21 protein-coding genes are annotated in these 16,580 nt (G+C 40.1%); 13 read left to right on the top strand and 8 right to left on the bottom strand.

Features of this window, described 5'->3' with window-relative positions:
* The first annotated feature begins 25 nt into the window (after positions 1-25).
* The 12 genes from WCY03_RS04225 (at position 26) to WCY03_RS04170 (ending at position 6,972) form a co-directional block, all read left to right on the top strand.
* Positions 26-619 (top strand): XRE family transcriptional regulator, encoded by a 594-nt coding sequence (locus WCY03_RS04225; protein WP_345993746.1) that lies wholly within the window; start codon positions 26-28, stop codon positions 617-619.
* A gap of 37 nt (positions 620-656) precedes the next feature.
* Positions 657-962 (top strand): zinc ribbon domain-containing protein, encoded by a 306-nt coding sequence (locus WCY03_RS04220; RefSeq protein ID WP_345993745.1) that lies wholly within the window; start codon positions 657-659, stop codon positions 960-962.
* A gap of 762 nt (positions 963-1,724) precedes the next feature.
* Positions 1,725-2,282, top strand: coding sequence for a hypothetical protein (locus tag WCY03_RS04215; protein WP_345993744.1), 558 nt, complete (start codon positions 1,725-1,727; stop codon positions 2,280-2,282).
* A gap of 13 nt (positions 2,283-2,295) precedes the next feature.
* Positions 2,296-2,868 carry a hypothetical protein gene (locus WCY03_RS04210; protein WP_345993743.1) on the top strand — a complete coding sequence of 191 codons (573 nt, stop codon included), beginning with the start codon at positions 2,296-2,298 and terminating at the stop codon, positions 2,866-2,868.
* Between the two features lie 10 nt (positions 2,869-2,878).
* The gene (locus WCY03_RS04205; RefSeq protein ID WP_345993742.1) at positions 2,879-3,034 is read left to right on the top strand and encodes a hypothetical protein; all 156 of its coding nucleotides are present in this window, start codon (positions 2,879-2,881) and stop codon (positions 3,032-3,034) included.
* A 74-nt stretch (positions 3,035-3,108) separates the two neighbouring features.
* Positions 3,109-3,243, top strand: coding sequence for a hypothetical protein (locus WCY03_RS04200; RefSeq protein WP_345993741.1), 135 nt, complete (start codon positions 3,109-3,111; stop codon positions 3,241-3,243).
* Between the two features lies 1 nt (position 3,244).
* Positions 3,245-4,072, top strand: coding sequence for a DNA adenine methylase (locus WCY03_RS04195; protein ID WP_345993740.1), 828 nt, complete (start codon positions 3,245-3,247; stop codon positions 4,070-4,072).
* Positions 4,073-4,082: 10 nt separating this feature from the next.
* Complete coding sequence (locus WCY03_RS04190) at positions 4,083-4,922, top strand: DNA adenine methylase (protein WP_345993739.1); 840 nt, start codon at positions 4,083-4,085, stop codon at positions 4,920-4,922.
* Between the two features lie 48 nt (positions 4,923-4,970).
* Positions 4,971-5,246 (top strand): hypothetical protein, encoded by a 276-nt coding sequence (locus WCY03_RS04185; protein ID WP_345993738.1) that lies wholly within the window; start codon positions 4,971-4,973, stop codon positions 5,244-5,246.
* Between the two features lies 1 nt (position 5,247).
* Complete coding sequence (locus WCY03_RS04180; protein WP_345993737.1) at positions 5,248-5,631, top strand: hypothetical protein; 384 nt, start codon at positions 5,248-5,250, stop codon at positions 5,629-5,631.
* Positions 5,622-5,918 (top strand): hypothetical protein, encoded by a 297-nt coding sequence (locus WCY03_RS04175; RefSeq protein ID WP_345993736.1) that lies wholly within the window; start codon positions 5,622-5,624, stop codon positions 5,916-5,918. Before WCY03_RS04180 ends, WCY03_RS04175 begins: the two co-directional genes overlap by 10 nt.
* The gene (locus WCY03_RS04170) at positions 5,899-6,972 is read left to right on the top strand and encodes a tyrosine-type recombinase/integrase (protein WP_345993735.1); all 1,074 of its coding nucleotides are present in this window, start codon (positions 5,899-5,901) and stop codon (positions 6,970-6,972) included. The genes WCY03_RS04175 and WCY03_RS04170 overlap by 20 nt, the downstream gene beginning before the upstream one ends.
* A 39-nt stretch (positions 6,973-7,011) precedes the next feature.
* Here the strand turns inward: WCY03_RS04170 and WCY03_RS04165 are convergent, their stop codons facing one another.
* The 4 genes from WCY03_RS04165 to WCY03_RS04150 are packed head-to-tail and all read right to left on the bottom strand — an operon-like array spanning position 7,012 to position 12,641.
* Positions 7,012-10,059 (bottom strand): efflux RND transporter permease subunit, encoded by a 3,048-nt coding sequence (locus WCY03_RS04165; protein ID WP_345993734.1) that lies wholly within the window; start codon positions 10,057-10,059, stop codon positions 7,012-7,014.
* Positions 10,060-10,069: 10 nt separating this feature from the next.
* Complete coding sequence (locus WCY03_RS04160) at positions 10,070-10,819, bottom strand: efflux RND transporter periplasmic adaptor subunit (RefSeq protein WP_345993733.1); 750 nt, start codon at positions 10,817-10,819, stop codon at positions 10,070-10,072.
* Positions 10,816-12,048 (bottom strand): TolC family protein, encoded by a 1,233-nt coding sequence (locus WCY03_RS04155; RefSeq protein WP_345993732.1) that lies wholly within the window; start codon positions 12,046-12,048, stop codon positions 10,816-10,818. The genes WCY03_RS04160 and WCY03_RS04155 overlap by 4 nt, the downstream gene beginning before the upstream one ends.
* On the bottom strand, positions 12,045-12,641 hold the full coding sequence (locus WCY03_RS04150; protein WP_345993731.1) for a TetR/AcrR family transcriptional regulator: 597 nt from the start codon (positions 12,639-12,641) through the stop codon (positions 12,045-12,047). Before WCY03_RS04150 ends, WCY03_RS04155 begins: the two co-directional genes overlap by 4 nt.
* A 242-nt stretch (positions 12,642-12,883) precedes the next feature.
* On the opposite strand from WCY03_RS04150, the gene WCY03_RS04145 reads away from it, so the two are divergent.
* Positions 12,884-13,873 (top strand): PAS domain-containing protein, encoded by a 990-nt coding sequence (locus WCY03_RS04145; protein WP_345993730.1) that lies wholly within the window; start codon positions 12,884-12,886, stop codon positions 13,871-13,873.
* A 43-nt stretch (positions 13,874-13,916) separates the two neighbouring features.
* Here the strand turns inward: WCY03_RS04145 and WCY03_RS04140 are convergent, their stop codons facing one another.
* Genes WCY03_RS04140 through WCY03_RS04125 form a run of 4 tightly spaced genes read right to left on the bottom strand, consistent with a single transcriptional unit; the run spans position 13,917 to position 16,520 of the window.
* The gene (locus tag WCY03_RS04140) at positions 13,917-14,639 is read right to left on the bottom strand and encodes a pirin family protein (RefSeq protein WP_345993729.1); all 723 of its coding nucleotides are present in this window, start codon (positions 14,637-14,639) and stop codon (positions 13,917-13,919) included.
* Positions 14,640-14,651: 12 nt separating this feature from the next.
* Positions 14,652-15,440 (bottom strand): class III extradiol ring-cleavage dioxygenase, encoded by a 789-nt coding sequence (locus tag WCY03_RS04135; RefSeq protein WP_345993728.1) that lies wholly within the window; start codon positions 15,438-15,440, stop codon positions 14,652-14,654.
* A gap of 10 nt (positions 15,441-15,450) precedes the next feature.
* On the bottom strand, positions 15,451-16,020 hold the full coding sequence (locus WCY03_RS04130; protein WP_345993727.1) for a YceI family protein: 570 nt from the start codon (positions 16,018-16,020) through the stop codon (positions 15,451-15,453).
* Between the two features lie 47 nt (positions 16,021-16,067).
* A complete protein-coding gene (locus WCY03_RS04125; RefSeq protein WP_345993726.1) occupies positions 16,068-16,520 on the bottom strand; it encodes a MarR family transcriptional regulator in 453 nt (150 codons plus the stop codon).
* Positions 16,521-16,580: the final 60 nt, after the last annotated feature.

Here is a 16,580-nt window from a genome sequence, read left to right as displayed (position 1 = left end):
TATCACAGAATATAGGAAAAAATATATGTCGTTTGCCGATAATTTAAAAAAAATTATGAATGATAAAAATATAACAGCTCTTGATATAGCCAATAAACTAAACGTTTCAAGAGGGACTGTTACACATTGGTCGAATGGTGTTAGAACACCTGATCCAGACAAGATAAAAGAACTTGCAAATATTTTAAAGATAAACGTAGCTGAACTGTTTGGTGAAAAATTAAAATCAAGAGTACGCACGATACCGCTCATAGGACTCGCAAGCTGCGGAATACCACAGGAATACGATCTAAACGGATACGAGCCGATACCTGTAAGTGAAGATATCTATGAGGAGGGGATGTACGCAGTACAGGCAGAGGGAAACAGTATGAGTCCGAAGATCAACGACAGGGCCATAGTCTACTGCAACATCCATAGGCAGATCGACAACGGGAATATAGTCCACTATAACTTAAACGGCGTAAGCGGTATAAAAAAGTATAAAATAAACGAGAAGGGAGATATCATCTCTCTCGTACCTCTAAATAGCGACTACGATGTCATTACCGTACACGCAGATGATAATCTGGATCTAAAGATGGCTCGCGTCGTAGGCGTTATAGATATGGATTTTTAAAATTACTGTATAATGGAAAAAAAATAAAGGGAATGTCATGGCTCTACTAGATTGTCCTGAGTGTGGTCATAAAGTGTCAAGTGCGGCGGCATCTTGCCCTAGCTGCGGATCTCCTATAGCACAAGACATCATCGGCGAGCAAAGAACTACTACCATACAGGAAACAAGCAAGAGGCTAAAGCTTCAGATCATTCTCTCGTCAGCTTTGTTTTGGATAGGGCTCATAGCGGTATTTACAAGTCCATTGGAAGCAGCGTCAAGCGCAGTGCCAACTCTCATACTATTTATCGGAGCTGTATGGTACATAGTCGTAAGATTTATGATCTGGTGGAATCATAAATAATATATGATTATTTAATTTTAATAAAAAATACTATACCCAAGATCTATATCCGTCTTCTTTTCAAATGTTGTTTTTGCAGTCTTCACATATCTATATAAATACCTATTATAATGTGCAAGATATGAATCGCATGTAGAAAAATCTAAACTTGTTTTAGCAAATAAAGAATTAGTTATAAGTCCAAATAAAATAAATATCTTCATTGCTTTCCTTTATTTTTAAAATATTATATAAAAAACAATAGATACTAAATGTATCTTTTTTAATATTCCTTTAAAGATACATTTAGTATCATTTTCAAATCACAACATGAAACACATTGAAAAAAGCGTGTTACTTGTTTTGATGTTCTTACATGTAAAGAAACGGGCGCAGGATCACCGTATGTCAAATATAACAGTACCGAAGCTCATCAAGCGGAGTCAGGTTTTAAAGTTCGATGCAGCAGGCTCATCTGTTTGTTGTACAGAGTTTTAATGGAGATAAAAGTGAAAAGAGTTATTTATAAGACTAAATGGGCTTTAACTAGAAAACGTGGTAAACAATGGGATTATAAGCCAAGCAAGTAGAGTAATTTTCCCGCGGGAAAAAAGATGAAAAAAAGAAATGCATAGTCACTTGCTGTGGAAGTAAAAATGGTAAAGATGAACATCTAACTTTTTATATTCCAAATAATGGATCTCATGAGAAGCTAAATGGATATTTAGAGATAGATGGATTAAAAGCTTTTAAAAGCTACAAAATAACTATAGAGGAGATATGATGATAAAGATTACAAAACTACAGCTACAACAGGTATTTAAAACAGTTGATAATAAAAATTCAAAATTTGAATTAAATCATATTTATATAGATGATGAGAATATTGTTTCAACAGATACACGAGCAATATCTATTATTCAGCATGATGAAAAAGTTGATATTCCATTTCTTATATGTAGAAGTATTATAGATGTAGCATTAAAAAATAAAAATGCTTACTTCTATGATATTCATCAGAAAGGTATAGACTTACTTGATAAAGATGATCGTCATATAATGAGCATTATTCAACCGGAAAGAAGTGATAATCATTTTAGGTTTCCAGATTACAAAAGAGTAATACCAAAAAAGACTACTAAGCAAATTGAATTTTATCAAAAGAGCCAAATAAGTGGTTTACTACTAGCAAATAGAGTTTTTATTGATGAAAAATATGTACCGGATGTGAAAGAAGGTACTGTAGGTATAACAGGTTCAAACACTCCAATAATTATAAATGATCCAATTACAAAACTTACATATGTGGCAATGCCTATATGTGGTATTTTAGATGATTAAATAAGGAAATATCTTGGATGCAGCATACGAAGCCTATAAACAAAAGTGCAGAGAGCTTGGTATAAGGCCAAGCCCTAAAGAGAAGATATTTGCAGATGAGATCAAAAGTAGTAGTGGATCTCATCATGAAGATATCACAGAGATCTCAAGAAAAAGAACATTGGAGCGAGGCTTCACTCCAAAAAAGATCAATAATGATACGGAAGAAGATAGCAACATAAAAGAAGAGGAGATAGTCGTGGAAACTACATTTGGAAAAGGCGGGGTCAAGAGATGCGCATCATGCGGATTCACAAAGAGCGCGGGGGAGTTTTACAAAAACAAGACGACAAAAGACGGATTGGAGAGCTACTGCAAAGATTGTAAAAAGTCAAAAAACGGAACATCCAAAAGAAAGCAAAAAGACGAATCAAACCCGTGGCCAAAACAGAACATTTTCCCTATGAGCAAAGAGGTCGTAAGATACATCACGATAGAACGCGCAAAGGAGTTCGTGCTCGAAGCATATAAAAAAGGCTATGAAGATCATGGTCTTGAGATGAAACAGCTTGAAGAAAACATATCTCTCAATGATCTTCTGCAATAAAGGCAAAACAATGGACGCAACTACATACACATTTATAGCTTGGACCATAGGCATAGTGCTGATGGCAGGCGTGGCCATACGCTACATAATGAAATCAGACAAAGACAGCTACATAGAAAGCGATGACTATGTACTGCGCGACTTTATGACAAAGAGGAAGAGATGAGCACTATCTGGAGCGAACCTTACAGCAGAGTGCTCGAAGAGGCTAAGCAGGCTTTTTATCATACGAGGACTGTGATGCGTAGTCAAAAAGTAGAAACGGTCCCGGAGCGTCGTCTCGATCTCAGAGGAAACCCGAGAGCCAAAGATGAAGCAAGAGAAAAAGTTATCGGCTATGTAGATGGACTGAGACGGATCAGGGTTTGGAGATGAAATGTGCAAAGTAACAAGACCGCCTCTCAGATATCACGGCGGCAAGTGGAGAGCAGCTCCTAAGATCATACCTTACTTTCCTCCGCACACTACATACGCAGAGCCGTACGGCGGTGGTGCAAGTGTGCTTCTTAGAAAGCCCAGAAGTAAGAACGAGATCTACAACGACTTGGACGGTGAGATTGTAAACGTGTTCCGGGTACTTCGTGACAAAGATGCAGCAGAAGAACTCATAAGACTTTTACAGCTTACTCCGTTTAGCAGGGATGAAATGCTTTTAGCTTGGGAAGAGTGTGAAGATGAAATAGAGAGAGCACGTAGAACAATAACGAGATCTCAACTTGGTTTTGGTTCTTCCGGAGCAACAAGAGGAAGAAAAAGTTTTGCAGGATTTGCAATCAACAATAATAAAGCACTTCAATTTAAAAGTCTACCAGGTAATTTATATCAGATAACAGAAAGACTTAAAGATGTAATTTTTGAAAATGTTGATGCATTTAGAATTTTTGAGAAACTAGATAGAGAAGATACATTGTTTTATTGTGATCCTCCATATATAAATTCAACAAGAACAAGTATTCCTAGCGGTTCACATTATCAACATGAAATGAGTGATGAAGATCATTTAAAGCTGCTACAAAAAATAAAGATACTAAAAGGAAAAGTTGTGCTTAGTGGGTATCGATCTGAAATGTATATGGATATCTTGAAAGATTGGAAATTTGTAACTTTTCAATCACAGATAAGCAGCCAAAGTAATGGCGGAACACTCCGTGAAGAATGTTTATGGATCAAACCGTCAAATACGCAGAGAGATCTGTTTTCTTGAGGAGAAAGAAATGTGCAAAGTAACAAGACCGCCTCTCAGATATCACGGTGGCAAGTGGAAAGCAGCTCCGAAGATCATCCCGTACTTTCCTCCGCACACTACATACGCAGAGCCGTACGGCGGTGGTGCAAGTGTGCTTCTTAGAAAGCCCAGAAGTAAGAACGAGATCTACAACGATCTTGACGGCGATATCGTCAATGTGTTTCGCGTGCTCAGAGATAAGGAAGCATCGCAAGAGCTTATCAGACTTTTACAGTTTACTCCTTTCTCACGAGATGAGATGATTCTTGCTTGGGATGATACAGAGGATGAAATAGAAAGAGCACGCAGAACGATAGTACGTTCACAGATGGGTTTTGGTTCTGCAGGTGCTACGAAAGGTCGTACAGGTTTTCGTGGACTTGATGTTTATGAGAACAGCTACTCAGCTCCGGCAAAACAGTTTAAAGAACTTCCATACCATCTTCAAGCGATCATCGAGAGACTGCAAGGTGTAGTTCTTGAAAATACAGATGGACTAAAGATCATAGAGCAAGCCGACATAGAAAGTACACTTTTTTATGTAGATCCTCCGTACATGGTACATACACGTTCAAGCATGAAAAGCGGTGCAAAGTATTACCGTCATGAGATGACCGATGAAGACCACGAAGAACTGCTGAAAAGGATACTAAGAGCAAAGGCAAACGTACTCATCAGCGGGTACAAGTCCGACATGTACATGGACATGCTGAAAGACTGGGAATTTGTGACGTTTGAGTCAAGATCTAGTTCAAATAAAGGTACGACTATGCGAGAAGAATGTTTATGGATCAAACCGTCAAATACGCAGAGAGATCTGTTTTCTTGAGGAGAAAGAAATGAGTAAATACCCACATAATCCACTATGGAGAATATCATGAACAATAGAGTAAGACTTTGGCACATAGAGTTCGATGCTGCTCACCCGGACGAGCCGGACTGCTACACGGTCGTGCAGAGTGAAAAGGAACCGACGAAAGAGTGGTGTGAAAAGGTGCTGCCGATGTGCGGTGCGATCTATGTGCAAAGCATAACGGAAGTAACGGAAAAAGATATACGCGGTATCGCGTTAAAGAGGATCATTTATAGGAGAGAGCAAAATGACATTGAGCTTCCTGATCCATTTAATATGATGCAAAAGTCAAGGATATGAGATGAGCAGTATAGAACAGATAGACCTTCCAGAAACAAAAGAGATTTTAAACTTTGATCCACATTTTTTAATAAAAGTAAAAGAAGGTTCAAAGGGAGCTACGATTAGAAATAATCCTGTATCTCTTGGATATAAGAAGATCGATGATGATATAGTCGTAGAAGTAATCAGTTGTGAAAAAACTTTTTTCGTAATAGAGAAAGGTGAAATGTATGCAAGAAATCCGAAAGACTCTACGTTTAGAATAATAACTAATTATAAAGATCTTGGATTTGATTCACAGAGAGATGCTATCAGATTTTATAAATCGTATTTTCATCTAAAAAGAGAGTTTGCCTATATTGTTGTTTTTGAGAGAGTAGGAAAGGATTTGTTATGCGAGTAAACTTTGAAAATTTAGATCTCATCCCGGAGTTACTAAAAAAAATAGAAGATCTTGAGATAAAAATCGAGAAGATGTCCCCTCCCGTAAATAGTAAAAAAGATGTTGCGAGAGTCTTGGACGTAACGCCACGGACCGTAAACAATTATATCACGCAAGGCTACCTTCAAGAGGGAGTACACTTTCATAGAAAAGGTGCTAAAATGTTGGTGTTTATAGAGTCTGCTATTCTTGAATTTAGGGAACAACTAAAAAAAGGAATGGTAAAAAATGAAAAAGTTGCGGTTTAAAAATCGAAACGGGGTTCTTTATTTTGGCGTTGACGGAAAGTTTAAATCATCGAAGATGAAATATAACACCGTGAATAAAAATATTCTCATCGGAAAATTCAACAGAGGCGAGATAGACGATGAGCTATCGTTTTGCGATGAGAAAACGAGTTTTGTAACAGACCTGGTATCTCAGGTCGTAGAGAACAAAAGCAAGCATCTCAAACACAAAACTATGATAGCATACAGGTCGTCGTATTCAAACCATATTGTACCCTATTTTAAAGGAAAAACGGCGTCTGAGATAAAGCCTCTTCATATCAAAGAGTTTCAAGACGCGATGGTCGACCGGGGGCTTAAAAAAGAGAGCGTACAGTTTGCAAGGATCTTGCTAAAAGAGGCATTTGAAAATGCGGTCTTAAATGAGCATATACAAAGCAACCCTGTAGATGCGGTAAGTATGCCGAAGATAAAGTACAAGAAAGAGAAGCCGAAGCCGTTTACGCTCGATGAGATAGATCTTATCTTGGAAAGTGCGAAAGGACAGTTGAAAAACTTTCTCGGCATCTCTTTTTTTACTGGGATGAGATCGGGCGAGTTGTTAGCTCTGACTTGGGATGATTTAGATTTTACGGAAAATACAATAACGATCAACAAAACAGTGGCGCAGGGCATCATCAACTCGGCAAAGACAAGATCTAGCGAGAGAGATATCGAGATGCTCGATAAGTGCAGAGAGTTCTTTAAAAGTCAGAGACTTGTTACAGGTCTTAAAAACAGCTACGTTTTTTTAAATGCAAAAGGGAACCATTACAGCTCAAACGATTATTTCTACGGAAAGTATCAGGCTTTACTTGAATCTCTAAACATTGAAAAAAGAGCGCTGCATAATACACGACACTCGTTTGCAAGTATCATGCTGAACAATAAAGTAGATACATTATGGGTATCTCATACGCTTGGACATGAAAATCTGCAAATCACCTTGAGTATATATACTCACTTTATGCCGAAAAAAGAAAAAATGAGGCTGCACTTCTTAGAAAAGAGGTACAAAAACGGTACAGAGGCTTAACAAAAGCCCATAGATAGGGCTTTTAGTTCTAAGTTTTGTTTAAATCTCTAACTTTTTACTTTCATACCATTTTCTCAACCATCTGTCCAACGGATTGATAAGTTTATATATTACCGGTACAACCAAAAGTGTCAAAAACATCGAGCTAAGAAGCCCGCCGATGACCGCTATTGCCATCGGTGCTTTTGTTTCGCTTCCCAAGCTTGTACTGATCGCAATCGGAATCATAGCAAAAATCATAGCGATTGTCGTCATAAGTATCGGTCTCAGCCTTTTTTCACCAGCTTCAAGAAGCGCATCATCCGCATTTTTACCTTTTTCCACGGCAATATTTGCAAAATCGACAAGCAGTACCGCATTTTTTCCGACCATTCCCATAAGCAGCATAAAACCTATCATGACAAAAAGACTAAACTGTAATCCCGTCAAGTACAGTGCTATCATGACACCGATGATACTTAGAGGCAGAGCCATCATGATGATAACGGGCTGAATGAGCGATTCATAAAGTACCGCTAGGATAATGAACATCAAGATGATCGAAAGCCCTACAGCTGCACCGAAAGCCTTGCCCGTCTTTACCATCTCATCGGCAAAACCCGTGAACTGGTATGTGACTCCCGGAGGCAGCAGTTTATCTATCCCCTCTTTGGTATAGTTCACCGCACCGCCCAGGTCAAGTCCGAAAAGATCAGCATATACACTTACCTGTCTCTGCCTGTCAAAGTGGTAGATGGAAGCCTGCGACGAAGTCTTCGTAAAGTTCACCAAACCGCTTAGATATACAAGTTCGCCGTTTGCTGCACGCAGCTGTATCTTTTTGATATCGGCTATACTTACCCTCTGCGCATCATTGAGCCTGAGCGTAATGTTATACTGTTTGCCGTTCTCTTCAAAGTATGATATCTCCAGATCGCTTGAAAAAGCCGTTGAGATCGCTTGAGATATCTGTGACGCCGAGATACCAAGCCTTGAAGCGTTCTCTCTTATGATGTTGATATCTATCTGAGGTTTTCCCTCATCTAGATTCGTATCGATATCAGCAAAACCTTTTTTCTTGGCCAAATACTCCGTCAGGTTCTTCGTAGCAGTTTTTAAAGCATCGAATGAATCGGATTTCAATACGATCTGGTAAGGCACGGTCACGCCCGCTCCTTTTATATTCGGGATCGCCGCGGCGGTTATAAACATATTTTTATTTTGATAGGGTTTGAGTTCATCTCTAAACATTTGAATGATCTGCTCCTGATTCTGAGCTCTTTTGTTCTTCGGTGTCAGTTTTACGTAGATAAGGGCCTTATTTTTTTCTTGAACACTGTTATACCCGACAGAAAGAGTCGTGAAAAGCACGTTCTTATCTTTTTTTACGAGATTCTCTATCTTTTTGGATTCTTTTATCATCTCTTCCAAAGATATACCCGTATTGGCTTTGAGGTTTATCTCGAACTCCGCTTTATCCTCCTTTGGAATAAAGTCCATCCCTATTTTCGGAAAGAGGCTCAGCGAACCCACAAAAACAAGTATGACAAAAAGAAGCGTCAAGACCTTAAATCTCAATACGAATTTCAGCGTCTTGTCGTACATCCTCTCTAAAAGCTTAAATACCGGCTCGGTAAGATTATAAAACCTGCTCTCGCCTTTTTGCAGGACCCTTGCACTGAGGCTCGGCATAAAGCTCATGGCCACCGTATATGAAATGACAACGGCAAAACCAACCGTCATGGCAAAACTTTCAAAGAATTTGCCTACGATCCCGCTCATGTTGGCGACAGGGATAAATACGGCCAAAAGCATCGCGGAGATCGCAAGAATGGCAAACGCCATCTCTTTTACGCCGAGAAACGCGGCTTCATACTTGCTCATACCCGCTTCCATCTTCTTGTAGATGTTCTCCAGTACGACAATGGCATCATCGATGATGATACCGATGGAGAGCGTAAGTCCGATAAGCGTCATTTTATTTAGATCAAATCCCATATAGTTCATCAATGCGATCGTCCCTATAATGGATATCGGGATGGAAAGTGCAGAAACGGCCGTGATCGTAAAATTACGCAAAAATCCAAATACGATGATAACGGCCAAAAACGCTCCGTAAACCAGATCGAACTCGACATCTTCTAAAGAGTGGATGATAAAGGGTGCCGTATCCTGAAGCGTTTGTACTCCGTAATCGTCTCCCGCCATCTTTTGCAGTTTCGGTACAACAGCCTTTACCCGTTTGATGATATCAAGCGTATTCGTGCCCGAGATCTTTTGGACTTCGAGCATGACGCCCTCTTTGCCGTTATAAGAAGCGTAGCTTTTCGCATCGCTGAGCCCATCTTGTACTTTTGCTATATCTTTTAGTTTTATATTGTCTTTTACGACTATGTTTTTTAATTCATCGATGCTCAAAGCATCGGCTTTGGTTTTGAGCACATACTCTTGTGTTTGAGATACAAGCTTTCCTCCGCCTATCTTGACATTTTCTCTTGCGACGATATCATTTAGCTCTTTGACCGTGATACCGAACTTGTTAAGAAGATCGATGTCAGGATAGATCCGTATCTCCCTGTCTTTGTATCCGATGATGTTGATCGCTCCGACACCGTTTATTTTTTGTAGAGCGGGCTTCACCTTTTCATCGGCAAACACCATAAGGCTTTTGATATTGTCTTTTTTCGCGGTCAAAAATACGTTTATGACAGACGCCGAACCGATATCAAGTTTGCTTACGAGCGGCGTTTTCGCATTGGTCGGCAGAGTCACCGCAGAGACCTTGTCTCTGACATCGTTCGTCGCTTCGTCTATATTTCTTTCCAAAAAGAACTTTACCGTAACGACGCTCACCCCGTCACTGCTTGTAGAGACGATGGTATCCACTCCGCCTATGCTCGATATCGCTTCTTCTATCTTGTCCGTTACCTGCGATTCTATAGTGCTTGATTCGGCTCCCGGGTAGATCGTTTTTACGGTTACCATCGGAAAATCGACATTGGGGAAAAGTGCTGCAGGCATCGATTTGAAGCTCATATATCCGAAAATAACGAGCGTGATGACATACATCAGTGTCGCTATGGGTCTGGTTATCGCTAATTTATACATTCAATACTACTTACTTTTTGTCTGTTTGGATATATCCGTCTCCAAACAGTCCTACGATAAAATCATCTGCTCTTACTTCTGCTTTGATCTTTCTGTTGGAATTATTTGCCGAAGGGTATATCTTCGATATTTTCCCCGTGTACTCTTTTGTATCCCCGTCCACTTTGTATCTGAAGAGATCTCCGACTTTGACCTCTTTCCAATGCGTCTGGTCAAATTCGACTATAAGTTTTCTCTTTGACCTGCTTTGAATATTGAAAACGGTCTTTAGCGTCATGGAACTCACCACATCGCCCGCTTCTATGTCTTTGTTGAAAATCACCCCGTCAAAAGGCGCGTAAAGAACGGTGTTATCAAGCAGCGCTTTTTTATAAGCGACATTTGCCTGAGCTTCGGCAAAAACCGCTTTTGCCCTTTCGTATGCCAGCTTGTACTTGTCAAACAGCGCTTCGTCTATAAGTTTTTTTATCTTCTTTTGTCTCTCATAATCTCTCAGAGTGAATGCAAGGTTCACTCTTGCATCTTCCAGACTGCTTTTTGCCATCTCCAAAGAGGCTTGAAGATCGGAGTTTTGAAGCTCTGCGAGCTTGTCTCCCTTTTTTACATACGAAGAGACATCCACATAGACCTTCTCGACGATGCCGCTTGCATAAAAAGCCAAAGATGCGCTCTTGTCCGCTTTTACATCAAACGTCGCGTAGATGCCTTCTGCATTCAATGCCGAGAAGAGTATCATCAGACTCAGTAATATTTTTTTCATTGTAGATACTCTCCTATATTCTTGCCACCATAGAAATAGTAGGTCGCATAGGCGATCTGCTCATCGTTAAGGGCTTTTGTATAAAGAGCTTTTGCGTCTGTAAGCGAGCTTAATGCATCCAAGTATGTCACATTATCCACGATTCCCGCATTGTACTTCTCTTCAATGGTCTTAAATGCGCTTGTTGCGGCATCCAAAGCACTTTTTGCACTTTTTATCTCCGCTCTTGATGTTTTAAGTCCCTCCTCGGCTATCTCGAAGTTTATCTTCTGCTCTTTTGTTTTGTAGTGTATCTGTGCCTTCAATGACTGGGCGTTGAGCATAAGCGCTTCTTCACTTTGGCTGACTGCACCGAAATCAAAAAGACGGATATTTGCCGTGACCATCACTTTATTCTGGTTTTTAGGCGGTAAATAGCTTTGAGGTATTCCGTCTGTTCCGTCATACTCATACAAACTGTAGCTGTCTTCAACACGGATGTTTGGATAATACACACTTGAAACAGAACGTGCCGTGTAGCCTAAAGAGTCTTTTTGTGCGATCAGTGCTTTTGTATCGTCTGAAAGTTCGTAAGAGTCCTCATTGACCTCTTTAAAAGAGGATTTCTGCAGTACGTCAACCGATTTTCCGACAAGCAGTTCCAACTGTTTTTTTGCAGAGAGTATCTGCAGTTTGAGGGCATCTATATTGTAGCTGTTGGTGTCAAATGCCGCTTGAAGTCTGTCCACATCGTCTTTTGTAGCCACTTTTGCTATATAAAACTGCTGCATTCTGTAGAGTTGTGCTTTGAGTGACTTTTGTGCTTCCGTTTTTGCATCGAGTGAAGCCTGCAGTGTTTTTATATTGTAAAAAGTCTTCGTGATCTGTAAAGAGAGGCTTTTTTTTGTTGCTTCGCTCTCATATCCGCTTGAGAGCAGTTCGCTTTTCTTTTGATCCACCAATGCCGAACGTCTTCCTCCGTCATAGATATCAAGTCCCACTTTTGCGTAACCTACATAGGTAGTTCCAGGCTGGATAGGATTACGTTCATCGTATCTTTGATAAAGTCCGCCAAGATCAAGAGTAGGAAGGTAGCCTCTTTTTTGTGAAGAAAGCTCTTTTTTCTTGGCCTCTTGAGCGAGTGTCTTTGCTACTACCAAATCACTTTTTTGTGTAGCGTAATCCAGCAGCTCTTTTAAGTTATCCGCATAAATGAAAGCGGGGATCAATAACAGTGCGATTCTTCTCATTTTTTTACCTCTATTAGTTCAAATATCGTATCTATATAACTGTTTATCTCATATTCCAAATCATCGATGGCCTCAGTTACGCAACTTGAAATAAACATTCCGCCTCCAAACGCCAAAAGACCGTTGGCAAGTGTTTTTGCACTCTCCACTATCTCTCCTTTTGCAACCGCTTCATCCAGCATATTTGTAAACCACTGCCGGTACGTAAGATGGCATTTTGTCTGAAACTCCAATATCTCTTTCACAGGTTCGGATAAAGAGATCGAAATCAGCTCTTTATAGAGCTCTCTCACCTCAGCCTCTTCCTCATTATAAAAAAAATCAAAAAACAGTTTGATCTTCTCTTTTATTGAACCGGCTTTTGAAAGCTTTTTATCCAAAATGGCATTATGTTCCATCAGTAAGATGTTCACGATCTCAAATACGATATCCTCTTTATTTTGGAAATACTCGTAAAATGTCCCTTTGCCTATTCCGGCTTCTGCGGTGATCTGAGAAATAGTAAGATGCGCTATCCCTTTTTTAACAACGAGATCTTTACATGTAAGAGCAATATCCCTGCGTTTTTGTACCTTATCTACAATAATCGCCATTAAATCTCCATCTGCAAAACAAGAATGACCGACCATCAGTCATTTATAGGATTGTAAAGTTTTTTTACTTTATTTTTGCTAAACTCAAACAACCCTCGTCTCGATTAAAAAGAAAATAAACTTTACTCTGCAGCACTTCACTTGATATAACTCAATGACTTTTTTCTCCCCTTCTCACTATACTTCGCCTGAATTTTACGTCTTTTAACACATTTGTACAGAACAGACGAACAAGGTAAAAAATGAGCGAATTTTTAACAGGCACACAAACGGCATCACCTTTTGAAGGCCAATTCCCGGACGGGCACCCCGTACGGGTCTATCTCGAAGAGAATCTTTTGATACGTAAATATATTTCCGAACTGCGTTCTATCAATATCCAACAACATTATGAGTATTTCAAAGAACTTTTTTCTAAGCTGTGCGACGTGGAAAAACACTTTGTACGCAAAGAAAATCAGCTTTTTCCCTATCTGGAAAAGTACGGCTGGACCAGTCCGAGCCAAAATATGTGGGCTTTTCACGATCAAATACGTGAAGAGATCAAGCAGGCCCGCCAAGCGATAGAATCGAAAGACTTTCAGAGTATCGTCTATACGGCAAACACTGTTTTTAGAAGTCTCGAGCATATTCTACAGGTTGAAGAGGGAAGGCTGCTGCCAAACGCTATGAACATGCTTAGCGAAGAGGATTGGAAAGAGTTCCGTGAGGGTGATGAGGAGATCGGCTGGATGTTCAGTACAGCGCCTACACCTTACCCGGAGCCGGAGTATGTTCACCCAAGCAAAGATACGAAAAAGCGCAAACTGCCTTTTGGTCTCGAGGATAAAACTCACTACGACGAAGGTTATCTTACCCCCGAGCAGGTCAACTCTATCTTTCGGATACTTCCTGTGGACATTACCTATGTCGATGAGAACGATCGCGTCGTGTTTTACAACCGCGGCGATGAACGTGTCTTCCCGCGAAGTGCAGGTATCATTGGCCGCGAAGTAAAGTTCTGCCATCCTCCAAAGAGCGTCGATCAAGTGCTGCGTATTCTTGACGAGTTCAAGAAAGGAACAAAGGATGTGGCTGATTTTTGGATTCAGTTCAAAGGCAAATTCGTCCATATCCGCTACTTTGCCGTGCGCGACGAACAGATGAACTATAAAGGTGTTATCGAAATGAGCCAGGACGTCACCGATATCCGTGCGCTCCAAGGTGAAAAAAGACTGCTTGAGTGGGATTGATAAAAAAAGCCTCCGCTTATTTTTGCTTTATCTTTATATAAATTCAGTGAGCTTTCATCTCGATAAAAAGAAAATGTGCATCGCTCAAAGCACTTATATGTAAGCGGCTTTCCTGCGTTATCTTTATAGCATCGCCGCTGTCTACATGCAAAGTGCCCTGTGGGTGTAAGCCGTTGACATCCGCAGTTCCCTCTATCTGTACGAAATAAAGCTGTCTGTTCTCTTTTATCGAATGTAAGATATTCCTCCCTGCGTCAAGTTCACATACATAAATATTAACATTTTGATGTATCTTTACTTTAGCATCACCCTCCTCATCCGAAACGATATGAAGAAGTCTGTTTTTTCTTTCCTCATATCCAAACGATGCATCGTCGTATATCTTGCTTAGACCTTTTCTAGGAGGCAGTATCCATATCTGCAAAAGTCTGAGATCATCTGTCTTATGGTTATTGTATTCGGAATGATAGATGCCCTCTCCAGCACTCATGTACTGAACATCTCCCCGATGAAGAGTCTTTTCGTTTCCCATCGAGTCTTTATGTGTCATTTCGCCCTCGACGATATAGGAAATGATCTCCATATCACGGTGAGGATGCATGGGAAATCCGCTCTGCGGGTGCACAATATCGTCGTTTAATACGCGCAGAACTCCGAACTTCATATTGTCGTAGTCTCTGTACTCGGCAAAAGAGAAATGAAACCGACTCCGTAACCATCCCTGATTTGATACGAACATCTTATCTTTTTCTATTTTTTCCAGCATCTCTCTTCTCCTTTATTGAATCATCCAGCTTCGCATACTCAGATTGCCGTGTTCTATCCCCTCATAGAGAAAACTGCTTTTATCTCCTTTTTGCATCGCACCTGCGATATAAAGCAGCGGTATGTAATGCTCTGTACTCGGATGTGCAAGATGCGCATATCGCTGCCTGTTTTCGATATCTAATAATGCATCGAAGTCACCTCGCAGGATAGAATCTTTTACAAACCCGTCAAACTCTTTTGCCCAGCTGTCTATGGGTGCGTTTTTATCAAAAAGCACAGCCTCTCGAAGATTATGGGTCACATTGCCGCTTGCTATTATTATAACTTCCTCTTCACGTAGAATTCCGAGGGTTTTGCCCGTCTCAAAATGTTCCTGCAATGATAATGTCGAATTGATGCTCAGCTGTATCACCGGAGTATCCATCTTTGGAAAAAGATGAACAAGCACACTCCAGACTCCGTGATCCAGATCTCTGTTCTCTACCTTTAGCGAAGGGATAAGTTTTTGTAGTTTCGGGATCAGGAACTCTGCGTTTTTGGCTTTATATTTCACATTGTAAAGCGCATCTGGAAAGCCGTACATATCATACATGACATTTTCATCGCTATGCAGAGCCGCTGCACTGTAGGATGTCGTCCAATGTGCAGAGATAAACAATATTGCCTTTGGCTTTTCAAGCATCTTGCCCACTCTTTTCAACGAGTCCGTGAATTCGTTTTTCTCTATGGCGTTCATAGGATTGCCGTGCCCTATGAACAAGGCAGGCATCCTTTTTGTTTCTTTTTTTAAAGGTTGCATTGAATATCCTTTATTTTTGCAGTATTCCTTCCAGTTCGACACTCATTTTAACCTCATCGCCGACCATCACTCCGCCTGTTTCAATGACTTGATTCCAGTTAAGCCCGAAATCCTTTCTGTTGATCTTGCCTGAAAGCGACAGCCCTGTTCTTGTATTGCCCCAAGGATCTTTTACAACGGTTCCGCTGGTTTCAAGTTCCATCTTAACCTCTTTTGTTATACCATGGATAGTCAATTTGCCGTAAGCGGTATCGCCGTTCGTTTTAGTAAGGTTAAAACGTATCACAGGATATTTTTTTGCATCGAAGAAATCCGCACTTTTGAGATGAGCATCTCTTTTGGCATTATCTGTACTTAACGAACTCACCTCGATTTCGCCTTTTAAGGAGCGCAGAGTTTTTGTCTTTTCGTCATAAACGAAACTTCCGTCAAACTTTTTAAACTCCCCTTTGACATTTGAGATCATCATATGTCTCACTTTAAATGCAACGTTGGAATGGTTTGGATCGACTTTATAGGTTCCTGCCAACAAAGAACCCGCACTCAATATAGAAGCTAATAATACGTCTTTTAATCTCATCTTGTATCCTTTAAAGTATCGACTGGTAGTATTTGACTTAAAAAAACTTACTGTGCTTTGTTCAGTTTTCTTAACAATGCAAATAACGTTTGTGTTTCATCCTCATTCAAAACCTCGAAATACTCCTCAAAGTTTTTCGCATGACCGGGAAACAACTTCTCTATAATCTCTTTACCTTTTTGGGTAATGGAAAGTATAGAAGCCCTTTTATCTTTTAAATCAGCAACGGAATTGATCCAACCGTCTCTTTTTAGATTTCTGACAACGACCGTAACATTACCGGGCGTACCCATAGTAAGTTTTGTTATCGCCCCTACGTTCATGTCACCTCTGTGATACAGCACTTCAAGAATCTGAAACTGATTCATTGTCAGCCCGAACGACTGGATATATACAGACTCTTTTGCCCTTATCTTGTTATAAGTACGAAAAAGCTGTATCCATGTTTTCATAGAGTTGTCGGCTCTTGTCCCGTAACTTTTTTCTATATTTATCTTCAAAACAATCACCTCGGCAAAAATTATATTACTAATTAGTAATAATGTCAAGTATAAAAACAA

The organism is Sulfurimonas sp. HSL-1716 (assembly GCF_039645975.1).
Lineage (GTDB): Bacteria > Campylobacterota > Campylobacteria > Campylobacterales > Sulfurimonadaceae > Hydrocurvibacter > Hydrocurvibacter sulfurireducens.
Note: the sequence above shows the minus strand (reverse complement) of the source record. Positions and strands in the feature narration are given on the sequence as shown.